Origin of the sequence: Arcobacter sp. YIC-80 (genome assembly GCF_044841725.1) — a bacterium.
GTDB lineage: Bacteria > Campylobacterota > Campylobacteria > Campylobacterales > Arcobacteraceae > Arcobacter_B.
In genome coordinates this window covers 19,617-43,132 of record NZ_JBJBSI010000010.1, presented here as the reverse complement: position 1 = coordinate 43,132, position 23,516 = coordinate 19,617, and the positions used below count along the sequence as shown (strand labels likewise).

The following is a 23,516-nucleotide window of genomic DNA, read 5'->3' as shown; positions in this document are numbered from 1 at the left end:
TAGGCTCAATCGTCAAAATCTAATTTCGCCTTGAATCTTCATACAACTAGCTCTATTAAATAAATCACTAAAGTATTTTAACCTCACATATAGCTATAAAATAATAAAATGTGTTCAAAAATTCACGGGACAATTTTATGCACAACTCTTTTTTTAAATCTATAATTTTAACTTTTATATTTCTATCTTCTCTTTTCGCTTCAAATGAAGAAATAAATCAAAAACTATTTGAACTCAAAACTTCACAAGAATATGCTCCAAAAATAAATGATGAAAAAATCACTCTTATTATGGGGCAAATAATACTAAAAGAAAATGAGATAAAAGAGTTAGAAAATAAATTAGATGAATTAAGAAAAGATAATAACTCTTTAGATAATTATAAAAATATAATTGATAGACAAGATAAAAGAATTGAGGATGTTCATTCGAACTTAAATTATTGGGGGATTGGATTTTCATTAATTGCTATTCTTACAGGTTTAGTGGTTTTCTTAGTAAATAGAAGTTACGCAAATAGTGCAAAAAAAGAAGCTAAATTAGCAGCAGAAAAAGAACTAAAAAAATGGATAGATGAAAAAGCTGATGAGGAATTTAAATCAAAAGTTGATGTTTATTTGGAAGAGATTGATGAAAGGGCTAAAAAATTATTTGAAAGAAATGAAGGACTAACTCAAAAACTAGAAGATAAAATAAAGTTACTAGATGAAAAAGAATATACAGAAGATGAAAAGAAAGAATTAGAAGAAGAAATTCAAGAGATAAAGTCATCTAAAAATAAGAATGATTACACTTTTGAAGACAAATATAAATTGTTTGTTTCAAAATTTGTTAAAGAAAATTATCAAGAAGCTTTAGAGGATCTAAATATTCTAGAAAAAGAAGCTTTAAGTGATAATAGTTTATCAAAAGTTCTATGGTTTAAAGCAATTACTCTAGATCGATTAGAAAAAAGTGAAGAAGCTATAGAAGTATATAATGAAGTAGTAAAAAGATTTGAAGATTCAAAAGATAATAATATTTTAGAACAAGTTGCAAAAGCTTTATATAATAAGGGTGTAACACTTGGACAATTAGATAGAAGTGAAGAAGCCCTAGAAGTATATGATGAAGTAGTAAAAAGATTTGAAGATTCAAAAGATAATAGTATTTTAGAAAAAGTCGCAAAAGCTTTATATAATAAGGGTGTAAGTCTTGGACAATTAAATAGAAGTGGAGAAGCAACAAAAGTATATGCTGAAGTAGTAGAAAGATTCAAAGATTCAAAAGATAATAGTATTTTGAATCAAGTTGCTAAAGCTTTAGTAAATAAAATAGAAACAAATTTAATACTAAATAAATCAAATTCACATCAAGATTTAAATTTATGTTTTCAGCTTGTAAAAGATGATAAAAATGAGCTTATTAAATACAACATGTTAACTCTTTTAGAAAAAGCAAGAGATTCAGAGCTTGATAATGAAATAGAAGAGTGGAAAGAAGAGTTTAAAGATATTTCTATTGAAAATTGGTCTTTTGGTGAGTTAAAAGATTGGGCAAACTCTTTTGAAAATCAAGAAATGAAAGAAAGACTACTAAAATATATAGATATTTTTGAAAATCATAATAAGAAATAAGATAAGTTGAGTATGCTTAACTTTATATGATATAATTACATATCTAAAAAGGATTAAAAAGTGACGAAACAATATATTATCAACTACTTATCAGAACATAAAAGTGAATTCTCAAAAAAGTTTGGTATTACTAAACTTGGTTTATTTGGTTCTTATGCTAAAGGTAATGCTACAGTTAATAGTGATATTGATATTCTTATTGAACTTGAAAACAATCTTTCAGATATTCATGAAAAAAAGACTTTATTTAAAAAGACATTAGAAAACTACTTCAATACAAAAGTTGATATAGCTAGAGAAAAGTACTTAAGACCTTTAGCAAAACAAGAGATTTTAAAAGAAGTTGAGTATGTCTAAAGAAAAGCTATCTTTACTTTCTATTTTAGAATCTATAGAAAAAATAGAAAATTATACAAAAGATTTTTTAATTGCTGATGATTTTTATCATGATGAAAAAAGTTTTGATGCAACAATGATGCAGTTTGTTATTATTGGTGAAATGATTTCTAAACTTGATGATAATTTTAAAAAAGAAAATTCTAATATTCCATGGCAAAAAATTAAAGATTTTAGGAATATTGTTGCTCATAATTATTTTGGTATTGATGCTGATGAAATATGGGAAATTATTTCAAACAGAATTAAACCATTAAAAAAAGATATTGAATCTTTAATTTCTACTCTTTAAACAAATTCAAACCCCTTTAATAAACTTCTGATATAATGATTAGTAATACTATTTGGTATTACACATAGTTATATGTAATATTAAAGGTAATGATATGGAAACTGAATTTCTTATTGTTTTTACTCTTGTTATACTGATTTCTTCTTTTATTCATGGAAGTATTGGTTTTGGTTTTGGGCTTATTTCTACGCCTGTTATTGCACTTTTTACTGATATTCAAACAACTATTACTTATATTATTGTTCCTACTATGATTGTGAATTTGGTTAGTATTTTAAGTGAAGGGAAATTTTTTGAGGCATTGAAGAAGTTTTGGTTTATTATACTTCTTATGGTGATTGGCTCTTGTGTGGGAACTTATATACTTGTTTATTTTAATTCTGAGTATTTTAAGTTGCTATTAGCTTTTATCATCTTTGCTTATTTGATTCAATCAGCTATAAAAGTTAGAGCTACTTTTATCTCTTCTTATCCTAAGTCTTCTACTTATGGTTTAGGTTTGATTGGTGGTGTTGTATCAGGTCTTACAAATGTTGTAGCACCTTTGACTATCATGTACACTTTAGAGCTTAAATACTCTAAAAAAGATACGATTCAGCTATCAAACTTATGCTTTTTATTTACAAAAGTAGGGCAGATAGCAATTTTTGTATATTTTGGAGCATTTAGTAGTACAGCTGTTGAAATATCATTTGCTAGTATGTTTTTAGTTGCTATTGGTTTGTACTTTGGTATAAAAATAAAGAAAAAAATCGATGCGAAGTTTTATGCTAAGATTTTAAAAGCTTTGCTATTCATCATAGCTGTTGGTTTAGTAGTTCAAACAATAGCTATTTAAACACAAAAGATTATAGGGATTTTTATGGACTCAAATTTATTAAAAGCATTTATTACTGTTAAAAATGAAAAAAGCATATCTAGTGCAGCCAAAAAGTTAGGCTATACTCAGTCAAACATAACTTCAAGAATCAAACAGCTTGAAAAAAACTTGAGCTATAGTCTATTTCATAGAACAAACCGAGGTGTTGTACTTACAAATGAGGGTGAGAAACTATACCCTTTTGCTGTTGATATTGTAAAAAAAGTAGAAGAAGCAACTTCACAAATGAGAAATATAAATCATCAAGAAGTTCTAAAGATGGGAACAACCCAATCAAATGCAACCATCAGACTTATTCCTATAATAGAGCAGTTAAATAAAGACTTCCAAGATATGAAAATAGAGTTTAACATAGATAGTAGTCTAAATTTAGTAGAGCAACTTTTAGATTATCAAATAGATATAGCTTTTATAAATGGAAATCCAAACCATAAAGATTTAGAAGTTCTAAATATCTTTAAAGATGAGATATATTTTGTAGAACCTAAAGATAAAGAAGCTAAGAATAATCTTTTAGTTTATAGAGATACTTGTGCTTATTGTCTTCATCTACAAGATTATGCAAAGCAAAATAGTGATTTGGAGTATAAAACATTAGCTTTACAAAACTATGAGCTAATGCTAGGACTTACAAAAGCAGGATATGGTGTCACGTTACTTTCAAAAAGTATCATAGATAAGTTTGGTTATACAGATAAACTAAAGCTCACAAGAATACAAAGTGATTTTGATGCACATTTAGTTTGTAGAAAGGATTATCGTCCTATGATAGAAAATTATTTAAGAACTAAGCTTTAATAATAAATCAAGTATATTTTTGATAAAAATAATTATTAAATTTTAAAGGATGAAATTGAATCACGAAAATTTTGAATATTTATATGGTCAGTTTAATCAGAAAATGCAAGATAAAGAATTTGATGAAGCTTTACTTCTAGTACCTGAACTTTTAGAGTTAGCCCAAGGTACGCCAATTGATATATTTTATACACTTATGGGTAAAGCCTCAGCTCTTACAAATTTAAATGAAGATCAAGAAGTTATTGATACTTATGATGAAATAATAGAAAAGTTTAAAGATACTAAAGATGATACAATTTTTAGATATCTTGCATATAGTTACTATAATAAAGCATTAATATATGCAAAAATGAAAGCTTTTGATAAAGAGCTTGAGTGTTATAATAATTTACTTGAAAAATTTATTGAAGATACTTCTTCTCAACTTGAGATTGTTTTAGTAAAAGCTTATTTAAATAAAGCTGTTTGTACAAATCAGTTGAAACAAAGAGAAAAATCTATTGCTACATATAAAGAGTTACTATCAAATTTTAAAGACTCTTTAAATCCAGAAGTTATTGAAAACTTAGCTCATGCTTCATTTAATATTGCACTTTTACATGCAAAAGAAAATGAAAACGAAGAGGCTATAAAAGCTTATGATTATTTAATAGAGAACTTTAGTTCTTATGAAAATGAAAATATAAGAGAGTTGGTTGCTAAAGCTTATGTCAATAAAGCTGGAAGATATAGAGAAATAAATAAGCTTTCAAAAGCCCTAAAACTTTATGATGAGGTTGTTATAAAATATGAAAAACAGCAGGGTATAATTCAAAAGCAAGTAGCTTTGGCTTTATACAATAAATCAATTATTTTAAGTCAATTAAGTAATGAAAATGAACTTTTGGAAGTTTGTGAAACAATAATCAGAAAGTTTTCAAATAGCAAAGATGAAATGATTATGAATATAGTAGCTTCTGCTGAGGTGGTAAAAGATAAAGAAAGATTTAATCACTCTTTTTAAATAAAAGTAGTTTCTACTTTTATTTATTTTCTAGTTGATTTAAAGATTCTATAATAGCTTTTGATAAATCATCAGTTATTATTTCTTGCCATTTATTTATTTGTGTTTTTTTGTTTTCTTCGCAAATTTTTGTCATTGTATTATTGAAAAATTTATTATCATTTATTTCATGAACAAAGTGTTCTATTTCAATTTTTTCTGTTTTTACATCAGCTAAATTATCATTTGCAAACTTTTGTAGTGCATCCATAGCTGCTTGTTTTTTTAGTTCATCTTCAAAAATTTCATAAATATTCTCTAAAGAAGATAAATCTTTTAGAAGTTCATAGATAGAACCCAATGCATATTGAAGTTCTATATTATAATCTATATTTTCATTTTGTGTAAGAGAACATAGTTTTCCTAAAGAAACTTGATAATAAATCTCATACTTTGCTAAATTTTCAATTACTTTGTTTTTTTCAAAATATTTTTCAATGTTCATTTTATTCCGTTTTTATTTTGATTTTATCAAAAAATTTAAAAAATTAGATTAATATTTTTTTATAAGAAATAAACTATATCGTTAGTTTATTAGTTATAAATACTAATTATATAAATTATTCATAAATATTAACTGTTTAGTTAAACCTAATTATAGGCTCTTTATATATAAAAAAGACGTTATTATAAAATATTTTATAATAATTTTTATCAGAACTAAAAGCTTTTTATTTTATAATGTATAAAATTTATACATAAGGGAAACAAATGTTTAAGAAGATGACAATTAAAGCAAAAGTTATAGGGCTTATTGTAATTTCATTAAGTTTACTAGCTGTGGTTTTAGCTGGATTTTCTGTTAGTAAGGTAAAAGAGGGAATTATTGCTCAAAATTACTCTATGCTTACCTCTGCAAGAGATTCAAAAGCAAACCAAATTACAAGTTTTTTTAAAGAAAGAGTAGGAGATATAGAAGTTTTATCAAAAAGTACTGATGTTTTACTTCTTCTTGATAGTTTGTCTAAAACTCTTAATGAAATAGGATTTGACAAAAAAGCTTCACTTGATATAAATAATCAACAATTTAAAAATGTAACTGATAAGTATGAAGAATATTTTCAATATTACATGAAAGAGTATGGTTATTATGATATCTTTTTAATTTCTGCTGATACAGGTCATGTAATTTATTCTGCAGCTAAAGAATCAGATTATGGTGCAAACCTAAGACATGGTTCACTTAAAAATAGTGGTTTAGGACAAGTATATTTTGATACTTTAAAAAATAAAAAACCAACATTTGAAGATATGGAACCTTATGCACCAAGTAATGATGCACCTGCTATGTTCTTAGGAAATCCAATATATGAAAATGGTGATATTAAAGCTATTTTAGTTTTTCAAATTAGTGATAGAGCTATAAATAAAATCATGCATTTTAGAGAAGGGTATGGAGAGAGTCAAGAAGATTATTTAGTTGGAACTGACTTATTAATGAGAAGTGATAGTTACTTAAATCCAACAGATTATAGTTTAAGTGCATCATTTTCAAAAGAAAATAAAGTAAATACACAAGCAGTAAAAAATGCTTTAGATGGAAAATCAAATACTGAAATAATCACAGATTATAATGGTAATTTAGTTTTATCTGCATACACTTCTTTAAAAATTGGAGAAGATATAAAATGGGCAATACTTTCTGAAATAGATGAAGCAGAAGTTTTAAAAGCTCCAAATGCAATTAGAAATTTAATATTAATTATTTCTTTAGTTTTACTTTTAATCTCAATTGCAGGTGCTGTAATTGTAATTAATAATATTGTTGTAAAAAGACTACTTAAATTTCAAAATGGCTTAGTAGGTTTCTTTGATTATGTAAATAGAAAGTCTTCTGATGTAAAAGAACTTGAAACAGATAGTTTTGATGAAATAGGTCTTATGGCTCAAGTTGTAAATGAAAATATTAAAAAAGCTAAACAAGGTATTGAAGAAGATAGAGCTATTATAGATGAAACAATTTCTGTATTAAATGAGTTTGAAAAAGGGGATTTAACTCAAAGAATAACTACATCAGTAAATAATCCAGCTCTAAATGAATTAAGAGATGTACTTAATAAAATGGGGGATAATTTAGAAAGTAATATTGATAATATTCTTAATATTTTAGAAAAATTCTCAAATTATAACTATTTAGAAAAAGTTGATACTTCAGGAATAAAAGAACATTTAGAAAAGTTAGCTAATGGAGTAAATTCTTTAGGTGATTCTATTACAAATATGTTAGTTGATAATAAGAAAAATGGATTAATTATTGACACATCATCTGATAATTTATTATCAAATGTAGATATTTTAAATCAAGCATCAAATGAAGCAGCAGCTTCATTAGAAGAAACAGCAGCTGCATTAGAAGAGATTACAGGAAATGTATCTTCAACAACTCAAAAAATTTCTGAAATGTCAGTTCTAGCAAATGAAGTAACAAATTCTGCTAGTGAAGGTGAAAAACTAGCTTCAAAAACTACTTTAGCAATGGATGAAATAAATGATCAAGTAAGCTCAATAAATGAAGCAATTACTGTAATTGATCAAATAGCATTCCAAACAAATATCTTATCACTTAATGCTGCTGTAGAAGCTGCAACAGCAGGTGAAGCAGGTAAAGGTTTTGCCGTAGTTGCACAAGAAGTAAGAAACTTAGCAGCAAGAAGTGCTGAGGCTGCAAAAGAAATCAAAGAGTTAGTTGAAAATGCAAATATTAAAGCAAATGAAGGAAAAAACATAGCTGGAGAAATGATTAAAGGTTATGAAGGTTTAAATTCAAATATTGATAAAACAATTGAACTTATTTCAGATGTTTCAAGTGCTTCAAAAGAGCAAGAAGCTGGAATTGTACAAATTAACGATGCTATTAACTCTTTAGATCAACAAACACAAAAAAATGCCACAGTTGCAGGTGAGACTAAAAATATCGCTTTAAATACTTCATCATTAGCTAAAGATATAGTTTCAAAAGCAGATGAAAAAGAGTTTGCAGGAAAAGATAGTATTGATATTTCAAAAGATATTCAATCAATTGCTAGTAGTTCTAGCTCTAGTATAAGAAAAGAAAAGATAAATAAAGCTACTACACCTACTGCTAATACTCCTAAAAAAGAGTCTAAACAATTTAATGATACTTCATCTGATGATGAGTGGGAAAGTTTTTAATTAAAATTAAGAGATTCACTTAAGTGAATCTCTTAAACTCTTGAATTTCTCAATTAAATATGATAAAGTACAATTCTTAACATTAAATTAAGGTATACAAATGGGAATCATAAAAAACTTTTTTAAAAGTTTTATAAACTTATCTCGTCCACGTTTTACATTTACAGACAATAAACTTATTTTTAAAATAAATTCTGATATTTTTTATAGATATGAAATAGATAATTATGACACTAAAACTAGGCATGATTCTTATGTTTTAGATGCGTATACTTTAAATACAAAAGATTTGTTTTTAGAACATATTCATTTAGATAATGATGTATCATGGGAAGGTTTACCAAGTTCGATTTATTTAAGTTTTTTAAAAGAACAATTAAAAATAAAAGATATAAAACAATTAGAAAAAAAAGAGTTTGATGGTTTTGATTTCATTACATACGAAGTAGATAATCATTTTGTTTTAAATTTTATTTATATTTATGAAGTAAATAAAGATACTTTTATTTTGGATATAAAGTCTGAATTATATGAAAACTTACTTAAAAATTTTGATAAAGAATATGAGTATAGGTTTGAAAAAAATAGTAATGATGTTTTGAGTTTAGACTTAAGCATAGTAAAGCAAAATGCTATTTATGGATATTTTAAACTAGATAACTAAAAGAAGAAATACTTCTTTTAGTTTCCAAATACTTTTTTCAAAATTGATGTAGTTTGAGCTATAGGGTTAGTTCTAATTTGAGCTTCTTTTTGAGCTATCATTTTAAATAAACCATCAATTGCTTTATCTGTTACATACTCATCTAAATTTTTATCACTACTTCCTGGAAGGTATGAGTCTACACCAAAATCTTTTGCTAATCCCATAACAGAACTATTATCTACCATAGATTTTACATTGGTTTTATAAAAGTTATTTGCTATATCATAATAAGTTGCTACTTTGTTTTCTTTCATAGTTTCTTGAATAATAGGCTTAATCATTTCTTTTAAAGATTTTGAAGTATTTTCTTTAAAATAGTTTGTTGCTGCTTCTTTATTTCCTGCAAGAATTTTTTTTGCATCTTCTATTGACATCTTTTCTATACTTTTTATAAAAATTTCCGCTGTTTTAGGAGCTGCTTTTGTTGCTGCTTTATTCATAGAATTGATTAAATTATCAGCAACTTTTTCTCCTCCTGCTTTTCTGATTAGAGTTTCTACTTTTGCTAAATTGTCTGGAAGTAGAATTTTTACATTATTGTTATTTAAATATCCATTCTCTTTTCCTAATGTCGATACAGCATATTCTACACCTTTTTTTAAAGCAACTTTTAATCCACTTGTAACAGTTGAGCTATCAAGTTTATTTTCTTTTGTACTAGTTTGTTCTTGTGTTTTAGTTGGTTTTGTAACTGTATTTATTACATCTTTTGTTAGTGCATTTAAATCAAATGCAAAAGATAGGCTTGAACTTAAAATTAAAGATGCAAGTATTGTAGTTTTTTTCATTTTTATTCCTAGTATAAATATTTATTTTTATATTAATATTATATAATAGATTAATTGTGAAAAAGGATAATTGCAAAAATGACTAATGAAATTTCTAATTATTTTCATGCTTTTAAAAATAAAATTTTAGAAGCTGATGAAATATATGCAAAATGTGGTAAAGATATTTTAGAGTTTGAAAAGCTACTTATAGAGTCTGAGCCTTTAGAAGATTATGAAAATAATTTTTTAGTAATTTTAGGTTATACATATAGACTTGATGATGTTTCTCAAAGATTATATTATACTTTCCAAGAGGCTATTTATGCAATAGACTTAGATAAGCTTATGAAAAATGAAGACTCTTTAAAATTAAATACTATTGTTTATACTTTAGTTTTAGCAAATATTTTAAGAGAATATGAATCAAAATCAGTTGATGAGACTATAAAAGAAAAAGCTATTTTAGAGTATACAAAACTAGAAGAAAAAAAAGCAAAAGAGAATAGTAAATATCATATATATCAATATTAAAGCCGTGTGTATAATGGTAGTGTAAAGTAATCTTTACAAATGCTTTTAACTTTTGTTTTTTGATTAGTAAACTCTAATTTTAATTCATTTGAAAACTCTTGATAATTCTCATTATAGGGTAACGAAAAATAATACTTTAGAATAATAAATAGACAAATAAAAATTAACAATATTCATTATTCATTGCTAGATTCATTTTTTAATTCATTATAATTATTTAATACAGAAGAATAAAAGTTTTTTGTATTGTGTAGTTGTTTTAATACCTGAGGATCTTTTACAGTTTCTATATAATCATTAGACATATTTATTATATCAAGTAGAACTTTCTGAAAATCTAAAGTCATTTGTTTCATTACATCAGGTGAAATATTGTTAATTTTACTTGATATTCCTTTTATATAAAAAACTTCTAAATCATCTTGATTGTAAGCTTGTTTAAGATTTACGCTTAACTCTAAAGACATATTAATTATATCATCCTCAGACATCTTTTCATAAGTATTATATACAGATTGATTAAAGAAATTATCACCTGATAAATCTATTGTTGAAAGCATTAATTTTGATTTATTAGTCATTTCTACATAAGGAAACTCTTCAAAACTAACATCATTAGTAGGTAAAACTAATGTTTTAAATTTATCTAACATCTCATAAGATATTGACTCAAACTCTTTTTGAGTTACCTTATCATCTTTTAAAATAGTTTTAAATTTTATTTCTTCTTCTTTAGTAAATCCTTCAAAAGCATTTGTTTTTTCTAAAAAAGTTAAAACTCTTCCTTTCGTTTCTATTTCTTTATGAACAGTAACTTCATCCATCTTTTTAGCAAAAGAAACATTTTGAGTTACACTTTGACTAGATTTATTATAAGCATAATATGAATTATTTGTATTAGTAACTTGCATATTTGTTCCTGTTGTATTTAAATAATAATATAAATGTATTTTAATATATTTTAAATTAAAGAGAGACAAAAATACTCTAATCTAAAAAAAAGAAGAATATGAAAAAATTATTATTAGTGTGATAATTACACTTTTTGTATGGGGTAAAGTTTATGAATTTCCTCAAGAGGTCTTAGTAATATATGAACAAATAAGATTAAAAAATGATGAAGTGTTTAAATTATTATACTTAGGAACATGGGAGGTTCAAGAAAAGTGGAAAACGTTTAAAATTAAAGGTTGGAGTGAAATTTATCTTAACTTAGCATACTTTTCAGTGAGATTATGGAAAAATATACTAAATGATTTAGAGATTACTGTTGATTTAGACAGTATTTTACAGGCTCTAGCGAGTGCTTATACTTCTTTAAATGTTTTTATATAGATCATAGATTATTAATTGTTTATCAATATTCAAAATATCAATATCAATTTTTGAAGACTCAAGCCTATTTTTGATAGTTTTTAAGTCTTGTTTTGTCTTAAAAAAACCTTCTACTAAATTTTTTGTAAGTTTATAAATTCTTTTATAACTTTCTATACTTTTTTTGGTATTTTTAATTTTATTATCAATTCTTTTTAAAGTTGAGATAGAGTTTTTATATTTATTTATCTCTTCATCTTTTTTTATGGTTTTTTTAATTTTTGATAAATTGTAGTTGATTCTTGAAATCTGTTTTTGTTTATTCATATTATAATCAAATGGGATAGATACTCTAACTCCATAGTTGTAGTAATCATCATTTATATCTGATTGATTATTGTCTTCATATCCAAGTTGTGAAAATAGAGAAATCTTAGGAAGATAGTTAGAGTTTGTGATATCTAAATCTTTTTTTGAAATCTTCATATTTAAATCTTTGATGATTAACTCTTTGTTTGAATCAAGGTATTTTTCTAACTCTACAACGTGAAGTCTCTGAACTTTGATATCTTGGTATTTAGAAGAACTAAGAGTTTTTAACTGCTTTAAAAAATCATCTTTTGATGTTTTTAAATCCTCAATTTGATTTAATAAATCATTTTTTTCAATTATTGCACTATCTAACTCTTCAATATCAATAAGTGAATTTAAGTATTGTTCTTCTTTTTTTTCAATCTCTAAAGTTTTATTTTTGATTAAATAGTTTTGTTTCTTGATTTGTAAATCAATTTTGTTTAACTCTAAAACTGTTTTAAAGATATCAATATTCAAAGCATTTAGATTTTTATCATAGGTTTTAAAAGCCAAATCTTTTTGTAACTTACCTTTATGAATTGTATATAAAATTCCACCAGATCTGAAAATATCTTGGTTAAAATCTAAATATACTTTATTTGATGTGGACTTAGAATCTCCGCTTTTACTTTTTGTAGAATCAGCATTAATTGAAAGTGAGTTTATCCATGAATCTTTTGTTAGTTCACTCTCTAAAGTCTGTTTGTTTTTTTGATTTTCTAACTCTAAAGCTTTATTTTCTTTGATATTTTGAGCATTTAATAATATAGCTGTTAGAGCTGTAGCTAATACTATTTTTTTCATTTTAGCTCTGCTTTCACAACTTTGTCAAAGAAGTAGTTGTTTTTGTTTTCATTTGTTTTTGTAAATACTACCTTGTATCTTGAGATTTTGTTTTCATCTTTGATTTTATGAACTTTGTATACTTTGAAATCACTTTTTTTACTGTTGATATATAAAGCTTTTGATTCTAATGTATCTATCTCATTTTTTGATAAAAACAGTGTGATTTTTAGTTTTGAAATATCATAAGAGTTAAATAGTTTATCTCCAATATTAATATACTCATCTTTTTGCACAAAAATAGTATCAACATATCTATTTTGAACATCAAAAGTTTTTTTATCCATATCATTTTGTAATTTCTTAATAGTTTGAGCTGTTGTTGTAAGCTCTTTTTTTGATTCTAAGAATGATAGTTTTTCTATATTTTTATCATATAAACTTAGCTGTTTGATTCTGTTTTTTGCTTTGTAGTTTTGCTCTTTGATTTTTACAATCTCTTTTTGAATAGAGTATGAACTTTTTTGTTTTGCTAGTTCAATCTCTTCATCTTTAGTATCTATTTTGATTAATAATTCTTTGTTTTTTATATATTTTGATTCTAAATCTTTATTTACAAACTTAACAACCCCAGATGTTTGAGATTTAATCTCATACATCTCATAAGGTTTGATTTGAGCCATATACTCTTTTGCTAATAGTGATGTAAATGAAAGTAGGGTAAATGCTAAAATTTTCTTCATATTTTATCCTTTGATGTTTTTATTAATCATTGCAAATAGTGCTGGTAAGAATAGCAGTGTTAGAACTGTTCCCCATAAAAGTCCAAAACCTAAAGAAATAGCTAAAGGTTGTAAAATCTTTGATTGACCTGTTGCAAAGAAAATCAGTGTTGAAAGACCTAGAAATGTTGTAATAGATGTGATAATAATAGGTCTAAGTCTAAGTGTTGCTCTTTTTATTAACTCTTCAATACTTGTAGTTTTTTTAACAAAATCAAGCATTACAATTGCATTATTGATAACAACTCCTGCAAGTCCAAGTATTCCAATAACAGATGTCATAGTAAGGTTCATACCAAGTACGATATGTCCTAAAATAGCCCCTGTAACAGAAAATGGAATAACAGATAAAATTAATAGCGAGTACTTAAATGAATCAAACATAGTTAAAAGTGTTATAAAAATCATAAAAATTGCTATAAAAAAGGCAAAACTTAACTCTCTTGCCATTTGTCTATTTTGTTCCTCTTCCCCATGAAGAATAATCTGAACACCTTGTTTTTCAAACTTATTAAGTGTTGGTTGTAGTAATTTTAGAGCTTCAGTTGCTGTTATAACTTTGTTATTTACGTTTGCTACAACTGATTTGATATTAACTCCATTTAATTTATATATTGAATCAAAGTTAGTAAAATATTCAAAGTCTGCAATTTCACTAAGAACTACTTGTTGAGTAGAGTTTGGAACTTGTACCTCAAAATCTTCTAAACTTCCAAACTCATTTTTGTGTTTATCAAAAGTAATAAACTCAATAATTCCTTTTTCATCTAAACCTTTTGTTTGGGCTGCTTTTAGGTATGAAGCAGATAAGATACTAGATACTGAACCTTCTGTAAATCCTAAACTTTGACCATATTCGTTTATGCTTATTTTTAACTCTTTGATACCTTTTTTTGCTGTATCATCTACGAAGATAATTCCATCAATATTATTTAGTTCAGTTTTTAGTTCATTAATACTTTGTTCTAAAAGCTCTTGATTTGTAGTTGATAATAAAACTTCAATATCATTTGCTGTAATACCAGCTCCTTCTTTTTTTATAGCAAACTCAGTTAGACCTTGTGGTTTATAAGACTCAAAAAGTTTTGTTAGATGAACTACAATTTCATCTAAACTTTTCTCTCTTGTTCTTTTTTCTTCACCATTTGAAAAAGAGAAAATAGGAGTAATAAACTCATCTACAAAGTTTTGAGGAACTCTCTCTTCAACTTCTACATTAAATTGGAAAACTGATGGTTTAACTTCTACATTTTCTTGATTATCAGTTCTAAGACCTACTGTATAAGAGATGTTTTTTAAGCCCAGTTCTTTTTTTAGTTCAAGAAGTTTAGATTCTAACTGTTTTGTTTTCTCATATACTTGCTGTACTGAATGACTTACACTAAATTTACCTCTTATATAAAATCTATCTGCATCAAAATCAGGAAATATTTGGTATCTCATATTTGAAACCAATATAATAGTTACAAATGTAATACTAATAGTAAAAGTAAATACAAACTTCTTTTTATGTCTTAAAATAAGCTCTAAACATTGTTTATATAAGTTATTTGCCTTAGTCCAATCAAGCTCTTTATCATCTTTGTTTAAAGAATGAAGCCCATGAATAGGTAAAAATATAAAACTTTCAATTAATGAAGCAATAATCAAAACAACAACAGCAATAGGAATCATCTTAAGAAATTCACCAAGTTCCCCACTAATCATAAGCATAGGAACAAAAGCAAATACTGTTGTTAATGATGAAGCAAGAACAGGAGTGATTACTTCTTTTGTTCCTTCAATGGTACTTTGAAGTTTATCTTCCCCTTGGGCTATGTGCCTTTGGATATTTTCTGCAATAATTACAGCATCATCTACTAAAATACCAATGATTAAAAGTGCCCCAATCAAAGTAATCATATTTATACTATATGAAGTAAATGATAAGAAAATTACACCCATTAAAATTGCAGTTGGAATACCAAGTACAACTATAAATGCAACTCTTTTATTAATTAAGATATAAATAGCAATAGAAACTAATAGAAGACCAAACATAATACCTGATATAACCGTATTAAGTCTTTTTTTGATTAGCTTTGAAGTATCATAAAATGTTGATATTTCTATATCTTTATATAGCTCATTTTGCTTATTAACTTCTTGCTTTACAAGTTTTACAAGTTCAATTGCATTTGCTTTTTCATTTTTATATAGCCCTAACTCTACATTTTTTGCACCATTTAAAAATGCTATTACATCTGTTTGTTCATATTTTCTTTTTACTTTTGCTATATCTGAGATATAAATAGATTTTTCATTTACTTTAAGCATAGTGTTTAAAAGTTCTTTTGAATTTTTAGCTCCATTTTTAGAACTTAAGAATAAATGTCCATTTTTATCTTCAATTTTACCTAATGGAAAGATATATGAAATATCCCTTATTTGAGATAGAAGTGATTGTTTATCAAGTGAATATAAATCAATCTTTTGATTATCCAAAATTATTTCATAAACTCTTGTAGTACTCTCATATAAATCAACTTTTGAGATATTTTGAATAGATGATAGTTTTGTTTTTAAATCATCTGCAAGTGCAATTAGCTCATCTTGTGTTTTAGTTTTTGAAGCTAAAGTTACGTTAATAAGTGGGAAAGACCAGTCAACTATTGAAGTTCTTGGTTCATCCATATCAGAGGGTAAATCACTTTTGTTATTAGTGATAATATCTTTTACTTTGTTTAAAATAGAGTAAGTATCTAAACCTTTTTCAAGTGTTAAAATAATAGAAAACTCACCACTTTTGATAAAAGATTCTACTTTTTTTACTCCATTTAGAGATTTTACATCTTTTTCTAGTTTTGTCACAACCATTTTATTTAAGTTATCAATACTTGCACCACTATATGAGCCTGAAACAGCAATTTTATCAATCTTGATTGGAGGAAATACATCTTTTGGGATAGTATTATATGTTATAACCCCAAGTAAAACTAAAAATACAAAAGCTGTATAGTTCAATCTTGTTTTTGTAAGAAAAAATCTAATTAGTTTTTCCATAAAATTCCTTTTATTTTTTCATGCTAGAACTATAAAAGAAATAAATGTGGAAAAATGGGGAAATCTCAGAATTTCCACATTTTTTTTGATTATAATAAATTTATCAAACAAAAGAGTTCAAAATGGAAAAACTAAAAAACTTAAAAATATTGTATATAGATGATGAAGATTTTATTAGAAAAAATGCTGTTGAGTATTTAGAGTTTTATTGTGATAATGTTTATGAAGCAAAAGATGGAATAGAAGGAATTGAGGTTTATAAAAAAACTAAGCCAGATATTATCATCACAGATATAAAAATGCCAAAATTAAATGGTTTACAAATGGTAGAACAAATAAGAGTAGATGATAAAACTACAAAAATTATAGTAGCAACTGCATTTTTAGAAACATCATATTTACTTCAAGCCGTGGAACTTGGGCTTGTAAAATATCTTACAAAACCAATAACAGAAGATAAACTTCTTCCTGTTTTAAAAGTTTGTGTTATGGATTTGATTGATAATAAAAGTATCTTTGAACTTGGAAATGATTTTATATTTGATACTTTAAACAAAACACTTTTTAAAGAAAAAAAACAAATATTACTAACAAAAAAAGAGTTGCTTTTTTTAGAACTATTAATAAAAAACAGTAAAAGAGCAGTTACTTATAATGAGTTAAGTAGTTATGTTTGGGATGGAAATATGAGTGAAGATGCTATTCGATCTGTAGTAAAAGAACTAAGAAAAAAACTATCTAAAAAGAGTATAAAAAATATATCAGGAATTGGTTATCAAATAAACAAAATGGTGGAGTTATGAAAAAACTATTTTTACTGATTTTATTTTTTTTGTGTTCTTTAGAAGCTTCATTTATAAAAAAAGTTGAAGTCTTAGAAACTGCAAATAGAGAGTTAACTATAGATGATATAAAAGCTTCAAAAGACTTCAAAACAACTAAACTTCCATTTATTAGACATTCTGATAATATCTTTTTTTTAAGATTAACTTTTGATAAACAAATTTTAGAAAAAGATAGAAACTACTCTTTAGAATTAGATACAGAGTTTAATGCAATAACTTTAGAAGATGATAATAAATATTTGAATATATATAAAAATAAAGTTCTTAATCAGTCTTATGACAATTTTAGTCAAATAATCTATATAAAAGTTCACAATATAGATAAATATGTAAATATTAATGCAAAACTCTATGAATCAAATTATTATGCTTTTATTCAAATACTTCAAAGTAAACTTTTTGGAGTAGCTTATGGGATAATATTTGCTGCTTTTTTATATTATCTAGCTTTATATGTTTTTAATAAGGAAAAAGTTTATATATATTATTCTTTAACACAAATTTCAATGCTTTTAATTCTTTTATTTTTATCTTTTAGAGAGATTGAAAATGATAGATTATATATGGATTTAATTTTTTTCTTTTTCTTCTTATTTTCAAACTTATTTACCAAAAGTTTTTTAAATACGAAAGTAAACACACCTAAAATAGACAAGGTTTTGACATATTCAATATATTTATATATAAGTGATTTATTAAGTGGTTGGATTTTTGATTATTATTTTATAGCTGATAATATACCTTTATCTGTTTTTCTTATTATGTATCTTATTGCAGGAATTATTATTTCAAAACAAGGTTATAAACCAGCAATTTTTTATCTTATTGCTTGGAGTGTTATTGTTATATCTTTTTTATTTATAGAAGGTCAGTTTTATTTTTCTGAGTCACAATTACTTATAAAACCAATATATATTACACATATAATTACTCCTTTTGAATCTCTTGTTTTAGCCTTTGCTTTATCATATAAAATGAAACTTTTACAAGATGAAAAACTACAACAACAGCAGTTTTTACTTCATCAAAATAAACTTGCTTCTATGGGAGAAATGATAGGAAATATCGCACACCAATGGCGACAACCATTAACACATCTTTCTTTTATTATGATGAATTTAAAAACAGCATACAATAAAAATAAATTAACAAGTGAGTATTTTGAAAATAAGTCTCAAGAAGCAAAAGAACAGTTAACTTTTATGTCAAATACGATTGATGATTTTAGAAACTTTTTTAAAGTATCAAAACAAAAAGAGAAGTTTTTAATAAATAAAGCAATTGTTGAGGTTATTAATCTTCAAAGAGCTAGTTTCAAAGCTCATAGTATAAGAGTTTATTTTGAAGACTTAAGAGATATTGAAGTTTATATTTATAAAGGTGAATTTTTACAAGTTTTATTTAATATTCTAAATAATTCAAAAGACGAATTTATAAGAAAAGAAAGAGATAATGCTGAAATTTTTATAGAATTAAAGAAAGAAAATGAAAATATATTTATAAGTGTTTTGGATAATGCAGGAGGTATTCCCAAATCAATTATTGATAAGATTTTTGAACCGTATTTTACTACTAAAGAAAAAGGTTTAGGTTTAGGGCTTTATATGAGTAAGATTATTATTGATAAAAGCATAAATGGTAAACTTGATGTAAAAAACAAAAAGCATGGTGCTTTATTTACAATAACTATCTAAAATAAAGTGAGAATCTCTCACTTTATTTAAAATTTATATCCAAGACCTATTAAAGTATATGTATTTTCTTTATCAAAAAAGTCTACATTTGCTTCTTCTTTTTGATAACCCATTTTTGCAAAGGTATAAAAGTCTTTATATCCTAGGGGTTTATCCCAATTTAAAATTGCGTTTGTACCATAAAGTTTAACTTTTACTTTTTTATTTACAGCTGTATTATGTTTTTCATAATCTTTATTACCAAAATTAGCAAGAAGAGTTAATCTAATGGAATCATCAATCAATGTTGAAATACCAGTTTCTAAACCATAGGCATTAAATGTATTTGCTTCTCCTTTTGCATCATAGTTTTGAACATTAAGATTTACCATATAGCTTGCTGTATTTGTAGAAAAAGTGTTGTTTATAGATAAAAGATGACTGTTTGCATCTCTTTTTAAATCACCTGTTAATTCTTCTTTGTCATAATCTTTTTGAAAATACTCATACATTAAAGTTGTTTTTAGATTTTCTGACAAGTTTATTGTATATTTTAAATATGCACCAAGTTCAGTGACATCAGTTTTTTTTCTTTTACTTGTAGTAAGATAAGGGTTTCTCCAAGCTTCTTGCATAAAGTTACCTTTTAATCCGATGTCTAAAATTGAGTTATCTAACTCAATTATACTTCCTAAGTTTATATTTCCATAATTTGCTGAAATATACATATTTAAATTATTACTTGCATGAATGCCATAATAAAAATCAATAAGTGGTATGGCTCGTTTTTCACTTTTTGCACTTCCAAGTGAAGATATTTTTTCATCTGAATTTGTAGAGAAATTATCTTTTTCTTCAATATATCCACCTGCAAACTCTATATAATTGTCATTAGCAAAGATAGAGCTTGCGAAAAGTGTTGATAATAAAACTTTTTTCATTTTTATTCCTTTTATTTTTATATAAAAGAAATATATTTTAATTTCGTGTGGAAATAGTGTCTTTGATAAAAAGACTAAAATTTTTCAATAAAGTTTAAAGACTTTTGGTATTTTCCTTATTTTTATTTTGGAAATATCCTTTATGTTGTCTATATGATAAGAGTGAGGCTAATTTAATAGTTAAATAATCCCAATCTTGGTTGAAATAAAGCATTAAAAATGTTATTGAGCATATATATTAGCACTATGTCTTGGTTTGTTTTAATATCTTTATAATGAAGAGATTCTGAAGCAATATTAAGTTAGCAACAGAAACTCTCCAATAAAAAGCTATAGACATAAATTAGAACTCAAAAGATTAAAATAGTCTATATGAATTATTTTCGTGTCATAATTTAAGAACCATTAATATGAGAAATAGTTTCTGGCATACCAGATGTTCTATCTAAAATATACTCAACTGATACAGGAGCATTTTTATAAACAACCCATCCTGATTCACTAACACTTCCTCTAGTTAAATAACGAGCTTTTATTTTAATAACTACAGCAAAGTGTCCCCTGCTAAATCGATCTGTTACAGAAGGGTTTGTTGAGTATTCAGGAAGTTTACCTCCAAGCGCGACTTGTAATCTAGCTTCATTCTCTGTTGGGGAACCAACTTCACCTTGAAAAGAATTACCCCCTCCAGCAGTTTTATTTCTAGCAATTAATTCAGAACTAAAGCCTGTAGTTCCTCTCCAAATTATAACTTCTTTTTCTCCAGCAGCAACATCACCAGCTTTCGCTTTTGAAACTAGTTCAGAAACAATATCCTCAGAAGTTTGTTTAAATTTTAGTGGTATTGACTCTTCAATATCAATTCCCTCACCACCTTCTTCTTCCATGAAGTCTTGATCTATTACACCATTTTCTATAAATCCAGCTTTGTTGAGTATTTGAAAATCGCTTGGATTTTCTGGGTTAAGCTGACTATATGTTTTACCCAAGCCATTCTCTACACCATGGTAGTTTATGGGAGCACCACCCTTGAGACCTACATTATTATGAAATGACCAACCTTCGTTGTCATCAAATGCAACTGGTGGTTTATATGATGTTGGATTTCCATCATTTAATCGATATGTTTGATTATTCGAATCCCATTTAACACGATAGTATTTATCATTAACCTTTATTGCATCTATATTTTTAATTGAGTAAGTATGATTAGTTCTTATACTTGAATCAGCTACGTCATTTATCTCATATCGACGTATAGAATCAACATTATCAGTAAGTGGAATACTAGGATTATCTAAATTTTTAAGTGTTCTAAATTTCTTTATGTTATTTTTAGGTATATCAGAAAAGTCTATATCTATATTGATAAATTTATTATCAGCATTAACAGAATAACCATCCTCTGAAACAGAAACATTTCTTCCTTTAAAAACAGTGCCTCCTTTGTAAGTAGAGAGTTTATAGTATTTGTTATCACTTCCTTTCACTATGGGTTTATTTTTTTCTACTCCACCAATACCTTCTTCCTCACCTGAATATATTTCAGCAGCAGAAATACTTTCATCAAAAGCAGGTGTTTCCCCTGCACCATTTAATGCTGCTCCAAGTACAAATGAACCAATTATTTGGAATAATGAAACTTTAGTAGGATCTGAGGCAGGATGTTTAACCCTTTTTTTAAGAGTTGGAATTTGAAATTGCATAATATTATTCCATGTCTCATCTGATTTTGAAAGAGAACTATTATCAACTGGTAAATAAGTATATGGATGAATAAAACCATTTTTTATTGCATAAAAGAATACTTTTCTTGCCTGATCGTCACTAATTGTTCCATTAGGACTAGTAAGAAACTTATGTGGCCAATGATCCCAAGCTATTACACGTCCTAATTTTGCGGATCTACTAAAGCCATCATCATATTCACTAATGAAGTGGGTAAGTGCATAGTAAACATAGCTTCCTAAACCACTGGCAATTGCAACTTCCATTTCCATTGGATCTCCATGTAGACCAGGAATAGGACCATCAGTATTTATACGATTAATAGATTCTTGATAAATATTATTTGGAATAGAACCATTCACAGGATAATGACTATTGAATGGATAAAAACTAGTCAATATATATTCAGGAACTTCAGCTAATTTATAATTTTTTGCATTATTTATTTGTGTTGTATTTAAATCAAAAACCTTAGCAAAACCTGGCTCAAATAGCTGATTAGCTAATACATACTTACCAACATTTATTGTTTGATAATAGTTTAAATTAGTACCCTTATCAGTCCAGCCACTAACTACTGCCAATCTTCCTAAGCTATGTAGTCTTTTTCTTTCCGTATGGGCAAGACCAAGCATGATATTATCAGGTGGGGTACTGTAACCATAATTTCTTGCATTTGTGTTAGGAAGATTCATAAGTGCAACAAGATTTTGAAAATATTGTTTTGTAAGATGTAATTCTTTATGTGTTGGAACAGGACCTTGAGGAGTATTTTTTGCAGCCTTACCAAAGCTTAAATGAACATTATGGTGATATGTCTTACCTAAATACTGAACCTCTACTTTAATAGTTAAGTTAACGATATCATTACCAGATATAATACTATTATCAATTAAAGTAATATCACCATTATTTTGTATAGAAAATGCACTATCGAACTTATCATATGTAAGATATAAAAGTGGATTATAGCTTTGTATAGGAGTTAAACTATTGAACTTGTTAAATTTATAAGACGAACGTTCATTATGTTCATGAATCACATCTACAATTTTGTATGATAAACCAGATGTTGAAGGAATTGTATTTAAAGATGCAACAACACTTTGGGCAGGCATATTTAAGTATATGTTTTTTTGAATATGTGTAATCACTTTTAAAAATGCTTCTTTACCTAAAGAACTGCTTCTACTAAAATTTTTAGTGGAAGGCATATTTTGCTTATTAAAAAGTAATACATCAAAATTTTTTTCTTCAAAGTGTGTATCTGCACTTATATAGTCTGTAGTGGCACAATAATATTTATTATAATCATCAATATCTAAGTAACCTAATCTTTTCTCTTGATTATTAGCTATACATAACAAACCTGCATTACGACTATTTTTTGTTTCACTACTTGCGTTAATACCAATATATTGAAAAGGACGACTTGTTGATATTGGTAAATTGTAAGAATTTATTTTTGAGTCAAGAGTTACTCTAATCAGATCAGAATCATTTCGTATTTGAATTCTCTTTATATCCTTTTCAGGTGGAAAAAATAACTCTTTATAATGTAAGGCACCATCAGAGTGCCCACCTAAAACTTTATCTTTGGTATAACATCTCTTATTTTTTAAACTGCTATCATATTTAATGAAACCAATCGAAGTATTATCTCCACGAGAAGGGTCATCAACCTGACATAAATAATATTTTGTATCTATACTATTAGATTGTATTATTGCACCAAGTGAATCATGTTTTCTGACATCTTGCGAAGTAGCAAAAACACTACTTGCTAAAAGTACTGATAATAAAATTTTTTTCATTTTATTCCTTTTATTTTATAAAAAATAAATATATCTCAACAAAATGTAAAAAA

At 26.0% G+C, this 23,516-nt stretch carries 20 protein-coding genes; 12 read left to right on the top strand and 8 right to left on the bottom strand.

The genetic code is table 11. The annotated features are described in order from the left end of the window. Positions 1-137: 137 nt before the first annotated feature. The 6 genes from ACH5BK_RS12295 to ACH5BK_RS12270 all read left to right on the top strand — a co-directional run bounded on the left by ACH5BK_RS12295 (position 138) and on the right by ACH5BK_RS12270 (position 4,988). A complete protein-coding gene (locus tag ACH5BK_RS12295; RefSeq protein ID WP_404307832.1) occupies positions 138-1,616 on the top strand; it encodes a tetratricopeptide repeat protein in 1,479 nt (492 codons plus the stop codon). A gap of 60 nt (positions 1,617-1,676) precedes the next feature. Then, the gene (locus tag ACH5BK_RS12290) at positions 1,677-1,973 is read left to right on the top strand and encodes a nucleotidyltransferase family protein (RefSeq protein WP_404307830.1); all 297 of its coding nucleotides are present in this window, start codon (positions 1,677-1,679) and stop codon (positions 1,971-1,973) included. Next, positions 1,966-2,304 carry a DUF86 domain-containing protein gene (locus ACH5BK_RS12285; RefSeq protein ID WP_404307828.1) on the top strand — a complete coding sequence of 113 codons (339 nt, stop codon included), beginning with the start codon at positions 1,966-1,968 and terminating at the stop codon, positions 2,302-2,304. Before ACH5BK_RS12290 ends, ACH5BK_RS12285 begins: the two co-directional genes overlap by 8 nt. Positions 2,305-2,398: 94 nt before the next feature. Further along, a complete protein-coding gene (locus ACH5BK_RS12280) occupies positions 2,399-3,142 on the top strand; it encodes a sulfite exporter TauE/SafE family protein (RefSeq protein ID WP_404307826.1) in 744 nt (247 codons plus the stop codon). A gap of 24 nt (positions 3,143-3,166) precedes the next feature. After that, positions 3,167-3,982, top strand: a complete 816-nt coding sequence (locus ACH5BK_RS12275) for a LysR family transcriptional regulator (protein ID WP_404307824.1) — start codon at positions 3,167-3,169, stop codon at positions 3,980-3,982. A 55-nt stretch (positions 3,983-4,037) separates the two neighbouring features. Further along, entirely contained in the window at positions 4,038-4,988 is a 951-nt protein-coding gene (locus ACH5BK_RS12270; RefSeq protein WP_404307822.1) for a tetratricopeptide repeat protein, read from the top strand. Between the two features lie 19 nt (positions 4,989-5,007). Here the strand turns inward: ACH5BK_RS12270 and ACH5BK_RS12265 are convergent, their stop codons facing one another. After that, positions 5,008-5,472: a hypothetical protein gene (locus ACH5BK_RS12265; RefSeq protein ID WP_404307820.1), complete on the bottom strand. Its 465-nt coding sequence runs from the start codon at positions 5,470-5,472 to the stop codon at positions 5,008-5,010. A gap of 266 nt (positions 5,473-5,738) precedes the next feature. Between ACH5BK_RS12265 and ACH5BK_RS12260 the strand changes: the two genes are divergently transcribed. Together ACH5BK_RS12260 and ACH5BK_RS12255 are read left to right on the top strand one after the other, a co-directional pair. Further along, positions 5,739-8,180, top strand: a complete 2,442-nt coding sequence (locus ACH5BK_RS12260) for a methyl-accepting chemotaxis protein (RefSeq protein ID WP_404307818.1) — start codon at positions 5,739-5,741, stop codon at positions 8,178-8,180. 100 nt (positions 8,181-8,280) lie between these two features. Beyond that, positions 8,281-8,844 carry a hypothetical protein gene (locus ACH5BK_RS12255; RefSeq protein WP_404307816.1) on the top strand — a complete coding sequence of 188 codons (564 nt, stop codon included), beginning with the start codon at positions 8,281-8,283 and terminating at the stop codon, positions 8,842-8,844. Positions 8,845-8,861: 17 nt separating this feature from the next. Here the strand turns inward: ACH5BK_RS12255 and ACH5BK_RS12250 are convergent, their stop codons facing one another. Beyond that, positions 8,862-9,674, bottom strand: coding sequence for a DUF4197 domain-containing protein (locus tag ACH5BK_RS12250; protein WP_404307815.1), 813 nt, complete (start codon positions 9,672-9,674; stop codon positions 8,862-8,864). A gap of 78 nt (positions 9,675-9,752) precedes the next feature. Between ACH5BK_RS12250 and ACH5BK_RS12245 the strand changes: the two genes are divergently transcribed. After that, the gene (locus ACH5BK_RS12245) at positions 9,753-10,187 is read left to right on the top strand and encodes a hypothetical protein (RefSeq protein WP_404307813.1); all 435 of its coding nucleotides are present in this window, start codon (positions 9,753-9,755) and stop codon (positions 10,185-10,187) included. Between the two features lie 176 nt (positions 10,188-10,363). On the opposite strand, the gene ACH5BK_RS12240 is transcribed toward ACH5BK_RS12245, so the two are convergent. Continuing rightward, positions 10,364-11,098 carry a hypothetical protein gene (locus tag ACH5BK_RS12240; RefSeq protein WP_404307811.1) on the bottom strand — a complete coding sequence of 245 codons (735 nt, stop codon included), beginning with the start codon at positions 11,096-11,098 and terminating at the stop codon, positions 10,364-10,366. 118 nt (positions 11,099-11,216) lie between these two features. On the opposite strand from ACH5BK_RS12240, the gene ACH5BK_RS12235 reads away from it, so the two are divergent. Continuing rightward, complete coding sequence (locus tag ACH5BK_RS12235; protein WP_404307809.1) at positions 11,217-11,522, top strand: hypothetical protein; 306 nt, start codon at positions 11,217-11,219, stop codon at positions 11,520-11,522. Here ACH5BK_RS12235 and ACH5BK_RS12230 read toward each other — a convergent pair. From ACH5BK_RS12230 to ACH5BK_RS12220, 3 genes are read right to left on the bottom strand one after another with little or no spacing between them, the layout of a single operon-like run. After that, positions 11,505-12,659 carry a TolC family protein gene (locus ACH5BK_RS12230; RefSeq protein ID WP_404307807.1) on the bottom strand — a complete coding sequence of 385 codons (1,155 nt, stop codon included), beginning with the start codon at positions 12,657-12,659 and terminating at the stop codon, positions 11,505-11,507. The genes ACH5BK_RS12235 and ACH5BK_RS12230 overlap by 18 nt on opposite strands. Beyond that, positions 12,656-13,381: a hypothetical protein gene (locus tag ACH5BK_RS12225; RefSeq protein ID WP_404307805.1), complete on the bottom strand. Its 726-nt coding sequence runs from the start codon at positions 13,379-13,381 to the stop codon at positions 12,656-12,658. Before ACH5BK_RS12225 ends, ACH5BK_RS12230 begins: the two co-directional genes overlap by 4 nt. Positions 13,382-13,384: 3 nt before the next feature. After that, positions 13,385-16,462 carry an efflux RND transporter permease subunit gene (locus tag ACH5BK_RS12220; RefSeq protein WP_404307803.1) on the bottom strand — a complete coding sequence of 1,026 codons (3,078 nt, stop codon included), beginning with the start codon at positions 16,460-16,462 and terminating at the stop codon, positions 13,385-13,387. Positions 16,463-16,584: 122 nt separating this feature from the next. On the opposite strand from ACH5BK_RS12220, the gene ACH5BK_RS12215 reads away from it, so the two are divergent. Further along, a complete protein-coding gene (locus ACH5BK_RS12215; RefSeq protein WP_404307801.1) occupies positions 16,585-17,265 on the top strand; it encodes a response regulator transcription factor in 681 nt (226 codons plus the stop codon). After that, positions 17,262-19,001 carry a 7TM diverse intracellular signaling domain-containing protein gene (locus tag ACH5BK_RS12210; protein ID WP_404307799.1) on the top strand — a complete coding sequence of 580 codons (1,740 nt, stop codon included), beginning with the start codon at positions 17,262-17,264 and terminating at the stop codon, positions 18,999-19,001. The genes ACH5BK_RS12215 and ACH5BK_RS12210 overlap by 4 nt, the downstream gene beginning before the upstream one ends. Positions 19,002-19,027: 26 nt before the next feature. On the opposite strand, the gene ACH5BK_RS12205 is transcribed toward ACH5BK_RS12210, so the two are convergent. Then, positions 19,028-19,921: a DUF2860 family protein gene (locus tag ACH5BK_RS12205; protein WP_404307796.1), complete on the bottom strand. Its 894-nt coding sequence runs from the start codon at positions 19,919-19,921 to the stop codon at positions 19,028-19,030. A 395-nt stretch (positions 19,922-20,316) separates the two neighbouring features. After that, complete coding sequence (locus ACH5BK_RS12200) at positions 20,317-23,463, bottom strand: DUF4765 family protein (RefSeq protein WP_404307794.1); 3,147 nt, start codon at positions 23,461-23,463, stop codon at positions 20,317-20,319. Positions 23,464-23,516 lie beyond the last annotated feature (53 nt).

Bases quoted from the DNA above. Each gene is read 5' to 3' on its own strand.
- ACH5BK_RS12230 (WP_404307807.1), bottom strand. From the start codon at position 12,659: ATGAAAAAAATAGTATTAGCTACAGCTCTAACAGCTATATTATTAAAT.
- ACH5BK_RS12205 (WP_404307796.1), bottom strand. From the start codon at position 19,921: ATGAAAAAAGTTTTATTATCAACACTTTTCGCAAGCTCTATCTTTGCT.
- ACH5BK_RS12210 (WP_404307799.1), top strand. From the start codon at position 17,262: ATGAAAAAACTATTTTTACTGATTTTATTTTTTTTGTGTTCTTTAGAA.
- ACH5BK_RS12200 (WP_404307794.1), bottom strand. From the start codon at position 23,463: ATGAAAAAAATTTTATTATCAGTACTTTTAGCAAGTAGTGTTTTTGCT.
- ACH5BK_RS12275 (WP_404307824.1), top strand. From the start codon at position 3,167: ATGGACTCAAATTTATTAAAAGCATTTATTACTGTTAAAAATGAAAAA.
- ACH5BK_RS12255 (WP_404307816.1), top strand. From the start codon at position 8,281: ATGGGAATCATAAAAAACTTTTTTAAAAGTTTTATAAACTTATCTCGT.
- ACH5BK_RS12280 (WP_404307826.1), top strand. From the start codon at position 2,399: ATGGAAACTGAATTTCTTATTGTTTTTACTCTTGTTATACTGATTTCT.
- ACH5BK_RS12225 (WP_404307805.1), bottom strand. From the start codon at position 13,381: ATGAAGAAAATTTTAGCATTTACCCTACTTTCATTTACATCACTATTA.
- ACH5BK_RS12215 (WP_404307801.1), top strand. From the start codon at position 16,585: ATGGAAAAACTAAAAAACTTAAAAATATTGTATATAGATGATGAAGAT.
- ACH5BK_RS12265 (WP_404307820.1), bottom strand. From the start codon at position 5,472: ATGAACATTGAAAAATATTTTGAAAAAAACAAAGTAATTGAAAATTTA.
- ACH5BK_RS12240 (WP_404307811.1), bottom strand. From the start codon at position 11,098: ATGCAAGTTACTAATACAAATAATTCATATTATGCTTATAATAAATCT.
- ACH5BK_RS12295 (WP_404307832.1), top strand. From the start codon at position 138: ATGCACAACTCTTTTTTTAAATCTATAATTTTAACTTTTATATTTCTA.
- ACH5BK_RS12250 (WP_404307815.1), bottom strand. From the start codon at position 9,674: ATGAAAAAAACTACAATACTTGCATCTTTAATTTTAAGTTCAAGCCTA.
- ACH5BK_RS12220 (WP_404307803.1), bottom strand. From the start codon at position 16,462: ATGGAAAAACTAATTAGATTTTTTCTTACAAAAACAAGATTGAACTAT.
- ACH5BK_RS12245 (WP_404307813.1), top strand. From the start codon at position 9,753: ATGACTAATGAAATTTCTAATTATTTTCATGCTTTTAAAAATAAAATT.
- ACH5BK_RS12260 (WP_404307818.1), top strand. From the start codon at position 5,739: ATGTTTAAGAAGATGACAATTAAAGCAAAAGTTATAGGGCTTATTGTA.
- ACH5BK_RS12285 (WP_404307828.1), top strand. From the start codon at position 1,966: ATGTCTAAAGAAAAGCTATCTTTACTTTCTATTTTAGAATCTATAGAA.